At 56.2% G+C, this 16,107-nt stretch carries 16 protein-coding genes; 1 reads left to right on the top strand and 15 read right to left on the bottom strand.

Annotated elements, in window-relative coordinates; translation table 11 throughout:
• On the top strand, nt 1–643 hold a 643-nt coding region (locus tag BM267_RS14005), incomplete at its 5' end, for an IS3 family transposase (RefSeq protein WP_074992216.1).
• Nucleotides 644–872: 229 nt separating this feature from the next.
• Here BM267_RS14005 and BM267_RS14000 read toward each other — a convergent pair.
• From BM267_RS14000 to waaC, 15 genes are all read right to left on the bottom strand, one after another.
• Complete coding sequence (locus BM267_RS14000; protein WP_083392515.1) at nt 873–1,760, bottom strand: glycosyltransferase family 2 protein; 888 nt, start codon at nt 1,758–1,760, stop codon at nt 873–875.
• Between the two features lie 27 nt (nt 1,761–1,787).
• Nucleotides 1,788–2,906, bottom strand: a complete 1,119-nt coding sequence (locus BM267_RS13995) for a DegT/DnrJ/EryC1/StrS family aminotransferase (RefSeq protein WP_074780703.1) — start codon at nt 2,904–2,906, stop codon at nt 1,788–1,790.
• Nucleotides 2,903–3,424: a GNAT family N-acetyltransferase gene (locus tag BM267_RS13990; protein WP_074780707.1), complete on the bottom strand. Its 522-nt coding sequence runs from the start codon at nt 3,422–3,424 to the stop codon at nt 2,903–2,905. Before BM267_RS13990 ends, BM267_RS13995 begins: the two co-directional genes overlap by 4 nt.
• Nucleotides 3,421–3,825 carry a sugar 3,4-ketoisomerase gene (locus BM267_RS13985; RefSeq protein ID WP_074780710.1) on the bottom strand — a complete coding sequence of 135 codons (405 nt, stop codon included), beginning with the start codon at nt 3,823–3,825 and terminating at the stop codon, nt 3,421–3,423. The genes BM267_RS13990 and BM267_RS13985 overlap by 4 nt, the downstream gene beginning before the upstream one ends.
• On the bottom strand, nt 3,822–4,694 hold the full coding sequence (gene rfbA, locus BM267_RS13980) for a glucose-1-phosphate thymidylyltransferase RfbA (protein ID WP_074780714.1): 873 nt from the start codon (nt 4,692–4,694) through the stop codon (nt 3,822–3,824). The genes BM267_RS13985 and rfbA overlap by 4 nt, the downstream gene beginning before the upstream one ends.
• Nucleotides 4,691–5,788: a dTDP-glucose 4,6-dehydratase gene (gene rfbB / locus BM267_RS13975; protein ID WP_074780718.1), complete on the bottom strand. Its 1,098-nt coding sequence runs from the start codon at nt 5,786–5,788 to the stop codon at nt 4,691–4,693. Before rfbB ends, rfbA begins: the two co-directional genes overlap by 4 nt.
• Complete coding sequence (locus BM267_RS13970; RefSeq protein ID WP_074780721.1) at nt 5,785–6,933, bottom strand: glycosyltransferase; 1,149 nt, start codon at nt 6,931–6,933, stop codon at nt 5,785–5,787. Before BM267_RS13970 ends, rfbB begins: the two co-directional genes overlap by 4 nt.
• Nucleotides 6,934–7,021: 88 nt before the next feature.
• On the bottom strand, nt 7,022–7,972 hold the full coding sequence (locus tag BM267_RS13965) for a glycosyltransferase family 2 protein (protein ID WP_328586285.1): 951 nt from the start codon (nt 7,970–7,972) through the stop codon (nt 7,022–7,024).
• Nucleotides 7,962–9,710: a carbamoyltransferase family protein gene (locus BM267_RS13960; RefSeq protein ID WP_074780723.1), complete on the bottom strand. Its 1,749-nt coding sequence runs from the start codon at nt 9,708–9,710 to the stop codon at nt 7,962–7,964. Before BM267_RS13960 ends, BM267_RS13965 begins: the two co-directional genes overlap by 11 nt.
• 117 nt (nt 9,711–9,827) lie before the next feature.
• Nucleotides 9,828–11,255 carry a lipopolysaccharide kinase InaA family protein gene (locus tag BM267_RS13955; protein WP_074780726.1) on the bottom strand — a complete coding sequence of 476 codons (1,428 nt, stop codon included), beginning with the start codon at nt 11,253–11,255 and terminating at the stop codon, nt 9,828–9,830.
• Nucleotides 11,252–12,031: a lipopolysaccharide kinase InaA family protein gene (locus tag BM267_RS13950; RefSeq protein WP_074780728.1), complete on the bottom strand. Its 780-nt coding sequence runs from the start codon at nt 12,029–12,031 to the stop codon at nt 11,252–11,254. Before BM267_RS13950 ends, BM267_RS13955 begins: the two co-directional genes overlap by 4 nt.
• Nucleotides 12,028–12,774, bottom strand: a complete 747-nt coding sequence (locus BM267_RS13945; protein WP_074780730.1) for a lipopolysaccharide kinase InaA family protein — start codon at nt 12,772–12,774, stop codon at nt 12,028–12,030. The genes BM267_RS13950 and BM267_RS13945 overlap by 4 nt, the downstream gene beginning before the upstream one ends.
• Nucleotides 12,771–13,589 carry a lipopolysaccharide core heptose(I) kinase RfaP gene (gene rfaP, locus BM267_RS13940; protein WP_074780733.1) on the bottom strand — a complete coding sequence of 273 codons (819 nt, stop codon included), beginning with the start codon at nt 13,587–13,589 and terminating at the stop codon, nt 12,771–12,773. The genes BM267_RS13945 and rfaP overlap by 4 nt, the downstream gene beginning before the upstream one ends.
• Nucleotides 13,586–14,707 (bottom strand): glycosyltransferase family 4 protein, encoded by a 1,122-nt coding sequence (locus BM267_RS13935; RefSeq protein WP_074780737.1) that lies wholly within the window; start codon nt 14,705–14,707, stop codon nt 13,586–13,588. The genes rfaP and BM267_RS13935 overlap by 4 nt, the downstream gene beginning before the upstream one ends.
• A 341-nt stretch (nt 14,708–15,048) precedes the next feature.
• Nucleotides 15,049–16,104, bottom strand: coding sequence for a lipopolysaccharide heptosyltransferase I (gene waaC / locus BM267_RS13930; RefSeq protein WP_074781114.1), 1,056 nt, complete (start codon nt 16,102–16,104; stop codon nt 15,049–15,051).
• Nucleotides 16,105–16,107: the final 3 nt, after the last annotated feature.

Raw genomic sequence — 16,107 nt, 5'->3', positions numbered from 1 at the left:
CTACCGTACCGTTGCCTGGCTGTTGGGTGAGAACAAGAACACCATCCAGCGCCTGTTCCAGATCAAGGGCTGGCAGGTGCGCAAGCGCCGCAGTGGAGCCCGCCCCCGGGTGCAGGCATTACCTTCGGTGGCCTCGCGCCCGAATGAGCGCTGGGCAACAGACATTGCACGTGTCTGGTGTGGTCCGGTTCACCGTTGGTGCGCCCTGACCATCGTTATGGACTGCTATACCCGAGAGGCACTTGGCTGGCGGTTGAGCCCCAGCGGCAACGCCAAGGCAGCTGAAGCAGCACTGGAGGAGGCGCTCATTACCCGGTACGGCACGCTGGGCAGGGCTCAGGATCCGATCACGCTGCGTAGTGACAACGGCCTGGTATTTACCTCTCGGCATTACACTCGGACGGTGTACCAATACGGTCTGAAACAGGAGTTCATCCGTCCCCACACCCCGCAGCAGAACGGGATGGTTGAGCGACTGATCCGAACTGTGAAAGAGCAGTGTCTCTGGCTTCATAACTTCCAGACACTGGATGAAGCCAGGCAAACCTTGAGGGCGTGGTTCAAGTACTACAACGAGCAGCGCCCTCATCAGGCACTGGGGATGAAAACACCCAGTACGATTTACCAACAATTAGCGGCTTGAGTGTGCAAATTCCGCTGGGTCATTACAGCTGGGTACAGCTGATCTCAGCTAGAAAAATTGAATTTCAAATAACATCAGTAGCAAAGCGATCTAAAAAATTTAAACTTAGAAAAATGATAAAAACATACCTAGAGACTTTAAATAAAGCTGTGTAAACCGCCTATCATTGCACCCTGTAAGGTAGTGGGGTTGATGGAGCAATTACGAAACTTCTACACATAAATGCCTCTCAATACTTTACCAGCATCCGTAATACTCCTCTCAGTACCTTCAAATCCATACTCCTAAGCGGAATGCGCCTTAGTATCTTCAAGGCTAGCCTGCGATCAGCTTTGGCTGCTTTCATAAAATAGGATTTGAAATGCTTGATACACACCGCTTGATAATCCTGATCGTCGGCATACAAATCATATATCCGTAATACCTCATCGAACATAAACTCCAGACGAGAATGCATGTTGCCATCATGTACCCGATAAAAGGCCAGATCGTCCTCCAGTACATCGATAAAGTAACCGGCTCTGGTAACCTTGAGCATCATTAACAGGTCTTCAATGCGCATGGTCTCGTCGTAACCACCTACGTTACGAACAACATCTGTACGTAGCATCATGCTGGGAGCAGGCGCACCCGCTACCGTGCCACTGAAAACTGCACGAAAATCCAGGCGCCGAGCGGGCCGATGACGATACTTGTGCGGCAACCTTTCACCATTTTCAGCAATAGGCACAATATTTCCGCCGCAGATAGCCACCTGAGGGTGCGAATGCATGTGCTCAACCTGCCGACTGAGTCGGCCAGGCAGCATCACATCATCTGAAGCAATAGGGACAAAGAGGTCGCCTTCAGCCAATGCCAGCGCCCGATTGAGCGTGCTCAACAGACCTTGATTAGCTTGCACATACAGCTTGAACGGGTAATCGCCCTGCAATCGTTGCAACAACTCTCGGCTGTCATCGGTCGAGCCGTCATCAATGACTATCACCTGCTTATTGGCATAGTCCTGTGCAAAGATACTCTGCAGGCAGGCCTCAATGAAAGACGCATGATTGTATGAAGGCACGACCACACTGACCAAAGGTCCACCCACCGACACCTGATCCTCAATGCTCTTCATGCCACTTCCTGATTTGCCAGACACATTTCAGCAGCCATATGCATTACAGGCAGCCACAACTGACTCTACCTGCTCATTCGTCATTGCAGGCCCGATGGGCAAACTCAAAACCTGCTCGTGCAGTTTTTCAGTAAGCGGTAGCGACAACCCGTTCCAACTGCTATAGGCCTGCTGCAAGTGTGGCGGTATGGGGTAGTGAACAAGGGTCTGCACGCCATGCTGCTGCAAATGCGCCTGCAAGGAGCGCCTATCAGTACAGCGCACTATGAACAGATGCCACACATGCTGCTCGGCACATTCAAGCCAATACTGACTGCTGCCTGGCAGAGCAATCGAGGGATGGCTGATACCGGAGAGATAACGCTGCGCCACCTTCCGCCTGGCATTGGTATCCTGATCAAGACGAACCAGCTTGACTCTCAGCAGCGCTGCCTGCAACTCATCCAATCGGCTATTGACACCCTGATAAATATTCTCGTACTTCTTTTGGCTACCATAGTTGCCAATGGCACGAACAGCTTCAGCCAGGTCATCATCACTGGTCGTGACAGCTCCGCCATCACCCAATGCACCGAGGTTCTTGCCAGGATAAAAGCTGAAGCCCGAAGCATGCCCCCAACTGCCGGCTCTTCTCTCACCGATAGCGGCGCCGTGGGCCTGGGCCGAATCTTCCAGCACCAGAAGCTGGTGTTTTTCTGCCAACGCCATGATGTCAGCCATGGGAGCCAGCCGACCATACAGGTGAACCGCCAAAATGGCTTTTGTATTCGGCGTTATAGCAGCTGCAATCTTGTTTGGAGAAAGATTGCAGCTCTGCTCATCAGGCTCTACCAAAACCGGAGTCAGGCGATTTTCAGTTATGGCCAGGATGCTGGCAATGTAGGTATTGGCAGGGACAATGACTTCATCCCCCTCCTTGAGTCGTCCCAGCGCTTTCCAGGCACGCAAAACAAGAATAAGCGCATCAAGCCCGTTCGCAACACCTACACAATGCCGTGTACCGCAGTATGCCGCAAACTCCTGCTCGAAGGCCTTGAGTTCCTGGCCCTGAATGTACCAGCCCGAGTCAATAACGCGCGCTGCGGCACTCAATAACTCCTCGCGGAGCGAGGCATTTACGGCCTGCAAATCTAAAAAAGGTATCATTGTATCTTGCTGCTCAACTTTTTTTTGCTTTCTGCTACCGCAGCCTTCTGTATGGTGAAGTACAGATTATGCTCATCTTCCCCAACAACCTCAGCACCCATTTTTTCATGGAAGGCTATGACACGCTGGTTATCTTTCATCACTTCAAAGTGGGACTGGGCAAACCCCAAAACCTCGAATCCAAACCTATAGATAAGAAAAGCACTCTCTATGGCCGCATAACGTGTCTTGTCCTGATTGAGAATCCAGCTCCCCCAGCAAAAAGAATTTTCACGAAAATCATAGACACGAACCGTCCCACAGCGCACACCGTCCTGTCGCTCTATGATGAAATAGTACTGTATACCGGCCTGCTCATCCTGCTTGTAGCGGCGAATCCACTCACGTTGTTTGCTGACACTGGCGTCGGTGCTGGACAGATATTTCCCATAGTTCTCATCCAGCCGCAGCGCCAGAATAAATTCTGCATCATCCTCTTCAACCAGCCGCATACGGATAGTTTTGGCATCAAGATTCATATAACAGCCCGTTGTTTGAGAAACTCTTCGTAGTCACGGATATAGTCACCCTCATCGTAGTGCGCACTGGCTAATACAACGAGAACACAGTCCTGACTGAAATCATGCATGGTGTGCCAAACCATGGTGTCAATAAATATCCCCCTGATTGGCGAATCAAGCCAGACATCCTGCTGCTGGACGCCGTCATCCAGGTGCATCCGACAGCGTCCGGAAACACAGAAAGCAACCTGTTGCAAAGCCTTGTGTGCATGGAAACCACGGGATACGCCCGCCTTGGTATCAAATATGTAATATATTCGTTCGATGCCGAAGGGCACGTTACTGGTCCCTTCGATAGCGATCAGTGACCCACGATCATCACCCCTCAACGGAAAATCTATCCATTGCACCAGACTCACAATCTGCCCTCCGCCAAACTCAGCAAATACTGGCCATAGCTGTTCTTTCTTAGCGACTGACCTATGCGTCGAAGCTCTTCCTTGCTCAGCCAACCGTTGTTGTAGGCAATTTCTTCCAGACAGGCAATTTTATAGCCTTGCCGCTTCTCGATCGTTTCTACAAATAGCCCCGCCTCAAGCAGGCTCTCATGTGTGCCAGTATCAAGCCAGGCAAACCCCCGTCCCAACAGCTCGACATTAAGATCACCTCGCTCCAGATAGGCCTGGTTGATGCTGGTAATTTCCAGCTCGCCGCGGGGAGAAGGGACAACCTGCTTGGCCATTTCTACGACATCATTGTCATAGAAGTAGAGACCTGTTACCGCATAGGAGGATTGAGGGTTCAGCGGCTTCTCTTCAATCGACACTGCCCGCCTGTTTTCATCAAACGAGACGACGCCAAAACGCTCAGGATCTTTTACCTGATAACCAAAAACCGTTGCACCCGAACCTCTCCCTGCAGCCGTTTTGAGCATTGGGCTAAAGCCCTGGCCATAAAAAATATTATCCCCCAGCACCAGGCATACTGGATCTGACCCAATAAACTCTTCACCAATGATGAAAGCCTGAGCCAGCCCGTCAGGGCTAGGTTGTTCCGCGTAAGTTATAGATACACCGAACTCTGAACCATTGCCAAGCAAACGCTTATAGGCAGAAATATCCTCTGGGGTACTGATCAACAGAATATCTCGAATACCCGCCAGCATCAGAACCGACAACGGGTAATAAATCATCGGTTTGTCATAAATCGGGAGCAGTTGTTTGGACACCCCTTTGGTGATGGGATAAAGCCGCGTACCCGACCCTCCTGCCAATACAATGCCTTTCACTGATAGTCCCCCTCCTGATGATTCACACCAGCAGCACCTAGTCGTCCAAGACGGTAGTCACCACTCAATACCCGCTGCCACCACTCCTGGTTTTCCAGATACCAGGATACTGTCTTGCGAATCCCTGTCTGAAAGCTCTCCTGCGGGACCCAGCCCAGCTCACGCTCAATCTTGCTGGCATCTATGGCATAGCGGCGATCATGGCCAGGGCGATCCTGGACAAACTTTATAAGGCTTCTGTAGCTGGCGACGCCTGCCAGTTTAATAGGAACAAGCTCCTCCAGCAGATCGCAAATCGTTTCAACCACATTCAAATTTGCCAACTCGTTGTGGCCACCGATGTTATAGGTCTCCCCCGGCACGCCCGCACAAACCACTCGCCAAAGCGCTCTGGCATGATCTTCCACATATAACCAGTCACGAATCTGCATGCCATTGCCATAAACCGGTAGCGGCTTGCCATGCAAGGCATTGAGGATCATGTGTGGAATCAGCTTTTCGGGAAAATGATACGGCCCATAATTATTCGAACAGTTGGTAACCAGCACCGGCATTCCATAGGTACGCTGCCATGCGCGGACAAGATGGTCGGATCCGGCCTTCGAGGCAGAATAGGGTGAGCTGGGCGAATAACTCGTGACCTCGGTAAACAGCTCTGTACTGCCTTCCAGATCACCATAGACCTCGTCGGTAGACACATGATGAAAACGGAAGCTCTGTTGCTCATGCTCTGGCAAGGCTTGCCAGTATTTCCGGGCGGCGTCCAGCAGTACAGCCGTTCCCATAACATTGGTTCTGACAAATTCAATGGGCCCGTCAATAGACCTGTCAACGTGGGACTCTGCAGCCAGGTGCATAATGGCCTGCGGACGGAAGTTTTCGACAATACGCTGCACCTCGGCGGCATCAGTAATATCCGCCTGACAAAAGGTATATCGCTCAGAATGCTCAACATCGGCTAGCGACTCCAAATTACCGGCATAGGTAAGCTTGTCTATGTTGGCTATTTGTACACCTGTATGCGAGATAAGGTATCGAATCAGTGCCGAGCCGATAAAGCCCGCCCCTCCGGTTACCAGCACACGCTCTATCACGGCCTTGTATCCCCTACGAGCATCACCATTTTCTCAAGTAGCTGGCGATAGTTTTTTCTGAAATCATGGATGCTGTGCTGCGCGCACAAGTAGGCATAGCCAGCCTCTCCCAAGGCTTGCAACTGACTGTCCTCCATGGACAACAGCTGTTTCAACTGCCGGGCAAGATCATCAGCATTTCCTACCTGAAAAGAACGCCCGGAACACCCTTCCAGGATCGACACCAGACTGGGAATATCGGAGCCAATAACCGGACGCTGGCCGGCAAGCGCTTCCAACAGGGCCAACGGCAGCCCCTCGCTGAGGGATGGCATGGCGAAGATATCAAATGCCCTGACATACTGAAGAGCATCATGGTGAGCCCCCAGAAGCACAACCCGCTCCTGCAAGCCATGCTCCGCAACCAATGCCTCAAGTTCTTCCCGCGAGCGCCCTTCACCAATAATGGCGATCAACACATCTGGATAGCGCGCCGCCAACCTGGCAAAAGCGGCGATCAACGTGGCATGTCCCTTCACAGGCACAAGACGGCCAATACAGCCAACTATTCGACGCTCCTGAGGCAGTCCAAGCCTGCTACGAGCCTCACGGCTGTCTAATAGCATGCCGGTGGCCCGATCGATATCAATAGCATTATTGATATGAGAGGTATTGCTTTCGGTGAAGCCAGGAACCTTGGACAACAAATAATGTTTTACTGCCTGCGAGACGCCAACAATGTGCCACCGTGGCCCAATAAGCCAACTGGCTTCAAATACACGCGCTCGCCGGTCATAGTCGCCGATACCGTGTTGAACACCGATAAAGGCCGTGCGTTTCAACAGCTTGCTAAGCCACATCATCATACTGATTGGCTTGAATCGATGGGCAATGACAACGTCAAAGCCTTCATCACGACAAAAACGATACAACTTCAGCAGAGCTGACCAGCGTTTCAGCCCCTTCAGGTCTGATTTACCGAGATCAAAATAGATCGAGCGTTCAGCAGCACTCACTGGTTCGTCAGGCCCTGGCCTGCCGCGAAGAAACAACGTGGTAACACCATAGCGTTCTGTTAGTAGACCCGCGATCACTTGCTCAGCCAGATCAGAGGCGTTGACGTTGTAACGCAGCTGTATCTGTAGAACCTTTATCCTTTTACTCAACCTACCCTCCGCTCCATGTGCTTTCCAATCAATTCAGAGTTTTCATGCGTAGAAGGCTTCAACCGGAAGTAATATCACCCGGCAGCACTCAATTGCGTAGCCATATGCGCAGGGCCTTACGGGAATAACTCAGATTCAACAACACACGCCAGTCCATCCTTAGCGCATGCAAGAAAAAAGTCTTGGCCTGGGTATTTTCTTTGGCCAGATAGGCACTGCGAAACAGCGATAGACAGCGCTGCACATAAAAATCCTTGCGCATTGACTGCATGGACTCTGGCAGGCGCGAGAAAACCTCGTCAACAACCTGCAGGCCAACTTGCTGCCCATACCCTGTGTGGTGCCGCAAACTGTCATCATGCTTGTAAAGCAGCAACAAGGGCTCATTCAGTTGACTCACGGGGAAATTGGCCAGTGCCTGGGCGAAAACTGGCAGATCCTCAGAGTTGCGAAATCTTTCCGGATAATCACCCATGCTGAATACTTCCCGATGCATGGCACAGCCGCCATTGGAAAGGCCTATTGTTTTATCTAGCAAATAGCCCTTGACCCGCTCAAAAGCACTTCCAGGTAAAGGTTTATTACGGTGCCGGCGTCGATTGCCTGCTGCATTGATCGAAATATGTTCACCCATGACCAAGCGGCTTTGAGCATTATTATCGATATGTTCAATCAGCTTGCCCAAAGCCCCCGGTACAAACTCGTCGTCGGCATCCAGAAATACCAGCCAGTCAGCACGACTCTCACGAATACCCAGATTACGCACAGAGGCCAAGCCGCCATTTTCCTTGCGAATACTTCTGAACTGTCCAGGATAGGCGAGATGCAAGGCATCGATCACCGCAGGGGTTACGTCCGTCGACCCATCATCGATAATCAACAACTCCGTGCGGGCGTCACGCTGTCCGAGTATTGACTGCGCTGCACGCGCCAAAGAAGACGCATAGTTATAAGCAGGAATGATCACACAGATCAGCTCCGGGCGCTGATCCTGATGTCGCTCACCTTCCTGGCTCAAGGGTACCGGCTTATCCAACACTCTTTACCCCCTCCTTCACCACCAACACATCCTCCATGATCAGATACTCCAGATCCGACCCATAGAACATGTTCAGTGCATCCGTCGGCGAACACACCATCGGCTCACCCCGGCGGTTGAGGGAGGTATTCAGTGACACGCCGTTGCCGGTGAGTTTCTCCAGTTCCAGCATCAAGTCATACCAGCGCGGGTTGTGCCGGCGCTCCAGTACCTGGGCGCGGGAGGTGCCGTCTTCGTGGACGACTTCCGGTACGCGCTCGGCCCAGCCGTCCTTGACCTCGAAGGTAAAGGTCATGAAGGGGCTGGGGTGATCGACCTTGAGCATCTGCGGGGCGACGGTGTCGAGCATGGACGGGCAGAAAGGACGCCAGCGCTCGCGGAACTTGATCTGGGCGTTGATGCGATCGGCAACACCCGGCACGCTCGGGCAGCCGATAATGGAGCGTCCGCCCAAGGCGCGCGGGCCGAACTCCATGCGGCCCTGGAACCAGGCTACCGGGTTGCCTTCTACCATCAACTGGGCGATGTGCTCGGGCACGTTGTCGATCTTCTGCCACTGCGGCTGGCTTGGGTGACGCGCGCAGGCGGCGATAACATCTTCGTTGCTATAGCTTGGGCCAAGATAAACATGTTCCATCTTCTCTACCGGCACGCCGTTTTTCACCGAGACGTAGGCGGCAGCACCCACAGCGGTACCGGCATCGCTGGCGGCGGGCTGGACGAACAGTTCCTTCACCTCATCCCGGGCGATGATTTTCTGGTTGAGTTTGACGTTCAGCGCGCAGCCACCGGCGAAGGCAATCCGGCCGGTTTCCTTGATGATGTCGCCCAGGTAGTAGTCCATCATCTCCAGGGCCAACTTCTCGAATAGCGCCTGGATGCTGGCGGCGTAATGGATGTAGGGATCATCCGCCACATCCCCTTCGCGCTTGGGCCCCAGCCACTCGATCAGCTTGGGCGAGAAATAGTAGCCCTTGCCCTTTTCCTTGTAACGACGGAAACCGATGACGTTGGCGTATTCGGTATTGATGGTCAGCTCGCCGTTCTCGAACTTGGCCAGTCGCGAAAAATCGTGTTTGCTGGCGTCCCCGTAGGGTGCCATGCCCATGACCTTGAACTCGCCATCGAGCATGTCGAAGCCGAGGTACTCGGTAATCGCGCCATACAGGCCGCCCAGGGAGTCGGGATCGTAAAATTCCTTGATCTTGTGAATCTTGCCGTTTTCGCCGTAGCCGAAGAAGGTGGTGGCGTATTCACCCTTGCCGTCGATGCCAAGAATCGCTGTCTTCTCTTTGAAACCGGAGCAGTGGTAGGCGCTGGAAGCGTGGGCCAGGTGATGCTCAACCGGCTCCAGCTTGACCTTCTTCAGATCGAAGCCCAGTTGCTGCAGGCACCACTGGATGCGTTTCTTGTAGCGGTGAAAGCGGCGGTTGCCCATGAAGATGGCATCCAACGAACGATCCGGTGCGTACCAATAGCGCTTGGCGTAGTGCCAGCGGGCCTTTTCGAAGATGCTGATGGGCGCAAACGGAATGGCAACGACATCCACGTCTTCCGGCTTGATGCCGGCTTGTTCGAGGCAGAACTTTGCGGACTCATAGGGCATTCGATTTTTCGCATGCTTGTCCCGCACAAAGCGTTCTTCCTCGACCGCAGCAATCAGTTTGCCGTCAATATACAGGGCAGCTGAGGGGTCGTGGCTCAAAGCGCCGGAAAGTCCAAGAATAGTCAATGCCACGGTTTCGCCTCTACAAGGTAAAAATAAACCGTGATTCTACACCGATAAGCCTGTTTCTGCCTGATGAAAGCAGCGCTCCAGTATCCGCGACCGGAAAGCGTCAGGGCGCGCTTTTTGTCAGCGAGGAAGCGTTTGCTCCAGCCATTGCGCCAACGGGCTGTCGGCAGGCCAATTGCGCACGAAACGCGCTCTGTCCTTGGCCCACCCCCTGCGCCAGCTTGCCTCGCTTGCATGGCTCTGCATGGCATCCAGATCAATCAGCCATACCTGGCCTTCCTGCCATAGCAAGTTGCTCGCTTTGAAGTCGCCGTGGCTGATCCAGGCATCATTCAATTGGTTGAAGATACGCAATATGGCGTCGGCGGTGGCTTGATCAGGTAACGCTTCGCCTGTTTGTCCCAACCGCTCGAACAGACTCTCACCAGGACAGTAATCAGTGACCAGCCAGGCTTCGCGGCGCAGTGGTCCGATTCGCCGCTCGATCATGGCCAGCGGCTGCGGCGTGGCAATGCTGAGAAAGCTCAACCGCCAGGCGGCCAACCAGGAATGCCAGGCGCGGCTGGGGCGCCAGAACCGGGTGAGCCAATGCCCAATCCCTTTGATGTTGTAGCGTTTGATAACCAGCTCGCGGCCGGCCACGTTGGCCCGCGTGACCGTACTGCTGCCACCATCCTTGAGCAATGGGGCGCTGCCAAACAGGCTGTCGGGGTCGGCCAACACAGATGCCAGCGCGTCCTGCTCCGAGCGCAGCACAGCGCAGAAACGGTCGCCCGATCTGGTCACCGCAAACTGGCTGCAGTCACGCAGCGTTTTGCCCAGGAAGTTATCCAGCCGCCGCTGTCGCTGCGCCTTGATCTCCGCCGTCAGGGCCCTGGATTGCAAACCGGCAATGGCGTTGCAATCCAGGTAGACACGCAACAATGCCTCCAGCTGGGAATCCCATTGCGGCATCAACTGTGCGAAGAACAGGCCGAGGTTGCTCTGCACCGCCGCCAGCGGCAGCGGCTTGCCCGAATGCTGCGCTTCGATCGCATCGCCATCGATGACATACAGCTGCTGTCCATCCTGCAAGAAGTTGCCCAAATGCAGATCGGCTTGCAAGAGCCCCTTGGCATGCATGACCGCGATTATCTGCAGCGCGCCTTGTAGAACAGCGAAAGCCTGCGGATTGTGTGGCGACTGATCCGTCAACTGCTCCCAACGTTGTTGAAGACTTTGCGCATCCGCCAGGTACTCTGTCAGCAGATAATATCCGCCGCCAGGCAAGTCACCACTATCCAACAGAGCCGGGGTGCTTATCCCCGCCTGTTGCAGCGCCTGAATTCCCACGCTTTCACGCTGCCAGTGCCGCTCGGCGCCGGTGGCGATGAACAGCTTGGCCAATACCTTTTTCCCATCCCATTCACCGTACCCCACGAGACGCTTCCCCGGCAGGACACGCAACCAGCGATGGACCTGCAGCGACTTGCCGCCGGCAAGCGTCAGCGTGATATCGGTTGGGGGTGTACGCCCGGCGTCGCGGAGTCTGGCCGTGGTAGAACTCATTTGCGCCTCTTGCTCTTCTTGGCAGTACGACGCGTTACACGGCGGGCCCAATAACGGACTTCCGCATCGACCCGCGATTTGCCGAGGTAGGTCAGCAGAAAGCGCAGGCGCTGAGTGCGGCTGGGTGCCCGGCTGCGACGGTTCAGCGCATCCAGATCACGCATGTTTCCCCAAGGAGAAAACAGATGCGCACGGGACTTTTCCAGGTCAATGAAGCGGGCACCAACTCCGTCTTCAGTGGGCCGCAGGAACAGGTGCTTGGGGTAGAGGCAGTTATGTACGACACCCTGCTCACGCAGCGTCGCCACCAATGATGCTGCCGCGGTAATCAGGTCACGCTGCAATCGGAAGCTCAATTGATCCCAGCGGGAGAACCAGTCATCCAACGGCAGATAACCTTTTACCTCTCGGGTCAACAAGATGGCCTGCAGTTCGCCCTCCACCTTCCGCTGCCCATAAAAGGCCGCTTCCAATGCGGGTATGCCACGCTCGGCAAACCGGCCGATGTTGTAGAATTCGCGGCTCGCCGTGGGTTCCCCGAAAGGCCTGCGCAGGTTACGGATCTGATAGTTACTCTGACGCTTGAGATAGAAGACCTTCGGCCGACCGTTGGCATCCTCCAGCGTCAGGCGGCTGACGCTGCTAATCCCTCCCCGGCCATGATTAGGCTCGTCGACCAGCTCCGCGGCAACCTCCCACAGGGCATTGAAGCTATCGAGCTGATGACGTCGCAACGTATCGGACACATTCACCGCAATGAAAGGTGAGGTATTCATTCACGCCCCTCGAAATACTGCACGATCTTGCTGATGCGTGTGCGATCACCACGCTTGAGTCGCTGCTGACCGCAGTACTGCAGATAGAAGCGCAGCCTCTGTGTTCGGCTCAAATGGTACTTGCCGACCTTGTCCAGGCACGCCAGATCCTTGATCTTGCGTCGTTCGAGAAACGGGCCCCACCAGAAGGTCCCGCCTGGGCAGTCGATCATATGGATATTGCCCAGCGGCAATCCATCTACCAGGATATTTCGCCATTTGAGATCGTTGTGCGCAAAACGGTGCTCATGCATTATCCGCGTGGCATGGGCAATCTGCGGCAAGACATGCCCCAGCCAGCGCGGGTCCCGCAGCCGGGGATCATTATCGCGCGCCAGACGCGCCATATCCTGCGTGCCCGGCAACTCCTCGGTAATCAGCGCCCCGCGCTGAAAAAAACCGTAGCGCCGCTCCATGCCATAGCCCACCACCGTGGCGACAGGTATCCCCCAGGCGCGGAAATACAGCAGGTTGCGCCACTCCGCCATGACCCGTGGGCGCCCGATGAAGCGCCGCAAATGCTTGCCGGCACCATGGTAGCGTTTGACGTAATAGAAGCGCGCGCCCACCTGCACCCGTAGGACTTCACTCAGCGGGTCAGTGGCGATCAGCTCGCCCTGCAATGCGAACACCGCATCCAGCGTGGCGAAAGCCGTCCCGGTCGGCCCAACGGCATATTCCGGGTTAAGGTTCCAACGACTCATTTTCCACCGCCATCCTTGACATATTTGCGCTCGAACCGGGTCTGCAACCGCGCAGCCTTGCGCTCCAGCATGCTCAGCAGCACCGCCTCGTCGGCCAGAATCTGGCGCAGCGGGCGCTGGAAATAGGTGCGCAGAAAACGCAACTTGTCGCGCTCGGTCAGGCCGATATTCAGCGCAGAGAAATACAGCCCGCTCAGATCCTTGTCACGCCAGCGGCGCGGCACCTCAGCCCGCACCTGGGCCCGGTGCAGATCGATCAGGGACAAGCGCAAATTGTCCGGGGTCGGCGGCGCATCGGTGTGCAGCAGGAAGTGGCAGATATAGCAGTCACGATGATTGACTCCGGCGCGGTGCATCCGTCCGGTCATCTCCGCCACCCGGTGAATCAGTGCATGCTTCAGTGCTGCCGGCGGTGGGTCACTTGGCCAATGGAGGGTGAAATCCTCCAGACTGATGGTCGGTGCCAATTCTTCGGTGATGATGAAGGAATGCCGAGTGGCGGGATTGGCACCGCGCTCGCCGAAGGCCACCGCGGTCATGGTCGGCACGCCGGCATGGGTCAGCGCGTCGATTGCCTCCCATTCCTGATCGGCACCCAGCACCGGTTTCTTCAGGGTGGACCAGTTCTTGAATATTTCCCGCCAGCCGACGCCCCGGTGAATCTTGACGAAATAGCCCTGCCCGTCGACCTCGGTACGCAGGGTACGGCGCGCTTCCAGTTCGCGGAAGACCTCGCCCTGCAGGTTTTCCACCTCGGCGAAGGCATCGCGGCCGGCCCAGAGTGCCTTGAAAGGTTCTTTCAACACCAGTGTCACGCCAGCTCTCCCAGAATCACATCGGCTGCCCGCTCCGGCATGCTGTACAGGTCGGCATGCTCGGCATATTCCAGTGCATTCTGCTGCCATTCCTGCCGCGTTTCCGGATCATCAAGAATGCGCGCCAGCCAGCTGTTCAATGTGCTCTGCTCGAAGGGCTCGGGCACCACCAGGCCGCAATCGGCCTCCTCGATGTAGTGCGCATAACCGCATACCGCCGTGGTCAGGACCGGCAGCCCGGCGACCAGCGCCTCGAGCAGCACGGTGCCGGTATTTTCGTTGTAGGCCGGGTGAATCAGCAAATCGGCTCCCAGCAGAAAACGCGGCACATCATCCCGCCCCTGGAGGATCTGCACCTGCTCGGCTATGCCCAGCGCGCGAACCTGCCGCAGAAACGGCGCCTGATCATCGGCACCGATGACGATCAGGCGCGTGCGCTGGCGCAGCTCGGCTGGCAAGGCCGCCACGGCCTCGAGTGTCCGATCCAGGCCCTTGGTCTTGAAGCCCGAGCCGATCTGCACCAGCAACAGGTCATCTGCTCCCAGATTGAACTCCTGGCGAAAAGCGGCGCGGATCTCCGCCGCATTGTCAGGTGCGCGGCGGTCAGAGGAGATCCCCGGTGGCAGCAGATGGAAACGCTCTGGCGGGGTACGGTAATGCTGCATGAACAGCGGCAACTGCACCTCGGATATCATCAGAATCTCGGTTCGCCCCTGCGGAGCAAACACGGCGCGCTCATAGGCAGAAAAATGTCGATAGCGCGGGCCGAACTGGTAGAACCAGCTGCGCTGGCTCTGCGCCTTGTCTTCATAGCAGCCATCCGCGGCGTAATAGACATCCAGACCGGGCATCTTGTTGAAACCGATCACCCGATCCACCGGCTCATGGCTGAGGTCGGCCTGGACCTGCCTGAGGAACTTCTCGTTGCGGCGGTGGCTGGTCAGCGCGCTAGCCTTGATCAGGCGGATATCAAAGCCGGCCGGCCGCTCCCCCTCCCAGTCCATGGTATAGACACGGATCGCATGACCACGCTGCTGGCACACCCGAGCGATCCGCAGGAAGTCCCGCTGCAAACCACCGAAGGGGAAGTATTTGTAAAGAAGAAATGCCAGTTGCATCAGGGCTCTCGTTGTCTGGAATGCCAAGGTGTTCATCTGCTTGGCGAGGGCGACGGCTGTATATGCGCAAAAGCACAAAGTTCAAATGAATCGGCGAGTTTAGCATAGCTGGCTTGGACGCTGGGGCAGCGGGCGAACTCAAGCTGCCGCGGATTACGGCTCCTGGGACCGTCGAGGACCAGCCCGATGGCGGGTGTAGTTGGCGGCTCCGCTGGTCGAGCTAATGCTCGACCCTCCCAGGCGCTGGTTCGCTGCGATAGATATTGGATTGGGTCCTGCACCGCCGCTGAGGGGAAGTCGACCGACCGGGTCGCCATAGACCTGCCAAAAGCTGCGACGGCCTAACGCTCGGCCAGCCACAATCCTTCCAGTTGAGTCATAACCCGCTCGGGCGACAATCGGGTAAAGCACAGCGGCAATTCCCGGCGCAGGTCAAACTGGCGGGCGTCTTGGGGGGTGGGCTCGTACTTGCACTTCTTGCTCATGCAGGGCGCGCAGGGGAAGTCGCTGGCGAGATGGCTCTGGACCGCGCCGTAGGCGCCGGTGAAGCCGGGGTTGGTCGGGCCGAACAGGGAGATCGTGGGTACATCCAGTGCTGCGGCCAGATGGCCGAGCCCGGTATCCACCGCCACGCAGCCGCGGGCACCGGCAAGGATATTGGCCATACCCGCCAGCGGCAACCGGGGCAGCACCTGAACGCCTGGGAGGCCAGCGGCGATGCGCTCGGCGCGAGCCTTTTCGGCGTCATTGCCCCAGGGCAACTTGACCTGCATGCCCCGCTCCACCGCCAGCTCCGCCAGCTGCTTCCAGTACAGCTCGGGCCAGTGTTTGGTGACCCAGGTAGTACCGTGCAGAAAGACCACATAGTCTTCGCCGGAATATTCGCCGGCCAGGTAGGAGCGATTCAGGCCGTACTGTCCGGTGCTATCCGGCACCTGATAACCCAGCGCCTGGGCAAATAGCTGACGCACCCGCTCAACGGCATGCTGCCCCCAAGGTACGTTGATGGTCTGATCATACAGCCGACTGGCCAGGGGTTCGCGGGCCGATTCAGAATCCAGCCCAGCCACCGGCGCCTTGATACCTACCGTCAACAGCGCACTTTTCAGCAGTCCCTGGGCATCGATGACCAGATCATAGTGGCGGTTTTTCAGGCGTCGCCGGAAACGCTGCCATTCACCGGTGCGCAAGGTTTTCAGCGGACTCTTGCGCCAGCGGCGGATGGCCACCGGAATCACCTCGGCCACCGCGGGGTGCCATAGCGGAATTTCCGCGAAGTTCTCTTCCACCACCCAATCGAAACTGATGCCCGGCAGCGCGGCCTGAGCATCGGTCAGCGCCGGCAGGGTATGAATCACGTCTCCCATGGAGGAGGTCTTGATCAGCAATACGCGCATATC

The organism is Halopseudomonas bauzanensis (assembly GCF_900114735.1).
Lineage (GTDB): Bacteria > Pseudomonadota > Gammaproteobacteria > Pseudomonadales > Pseudomonadaceae > Halopseudomonas > Halopseudomonas bauzanensis.
This window is presented reverse-complemented; position numbering and strand designations above follow the sequence as displayed.

What these genes read in the sequence shown, in the direction of transcription:
- BM267_RS14000 (WP_083392515.1), bottom strand. Translation starts at nt 1,760, where the DNA reads ATGAAGAGCATTGAGGATCAGGTGTCGGTGGGTGGACCTTTGGTCAGT.
- BM267_RS13995 (WP_074780703.1), bottom strand. Translation starts at nt 2,906, where the DNA reads ATGATACCTTTTTTAGATTTGCAGGCCGTAAATGCCTCGCTCCGCGAG.
- BM267_RS13990 (WP_074780707.1), bottom strand. Translation starts at nt 3,424, where the DNA reads ATGAATCTTGATGCCAAAACTATCCGTATGCGGCTGGTTGAAGAGGAT.
- BM267_RS13955 (WP_074780726.1), bottom strand. Translation starts at nt 11,255, where the DNA reads ATGAGTTCTACCACGGCCAGACTCCGCGACGCCGGGCGTACACCCCCA.
- BM267_RS13950 (WP_074780728.1), bottom strand. Translation starts at nt 12,031, where the DNA reads ATGAATACCTCACCTTTCATTGCGGTGAATGTGTCCGATACGTTGCGA.
- BM267_RS13945 (WP_074780730.1), bottom strand. Translation starts at nt 12,774, where the DNA reads ATGAGTCGTTGGAACCTTAACCCGGAATATGCCGTTGGGCCGACCGGG.
- BM267_RS13935 (WP_074780737.1), bottom strand. Translation starts at nt 14,707, where the DNA reads ATGCAACTGGCATTTCTTCTTTACAAATACTTCCCCTTCGGTGGTTTG.
- waaC (WP_074781114.1), bottom strand. Translation starts at nt 16,104, where the DNA reads ATGCGCGTATTGCTGATCAAGACCTCCTCCATGGGAGACGTGATTCAT.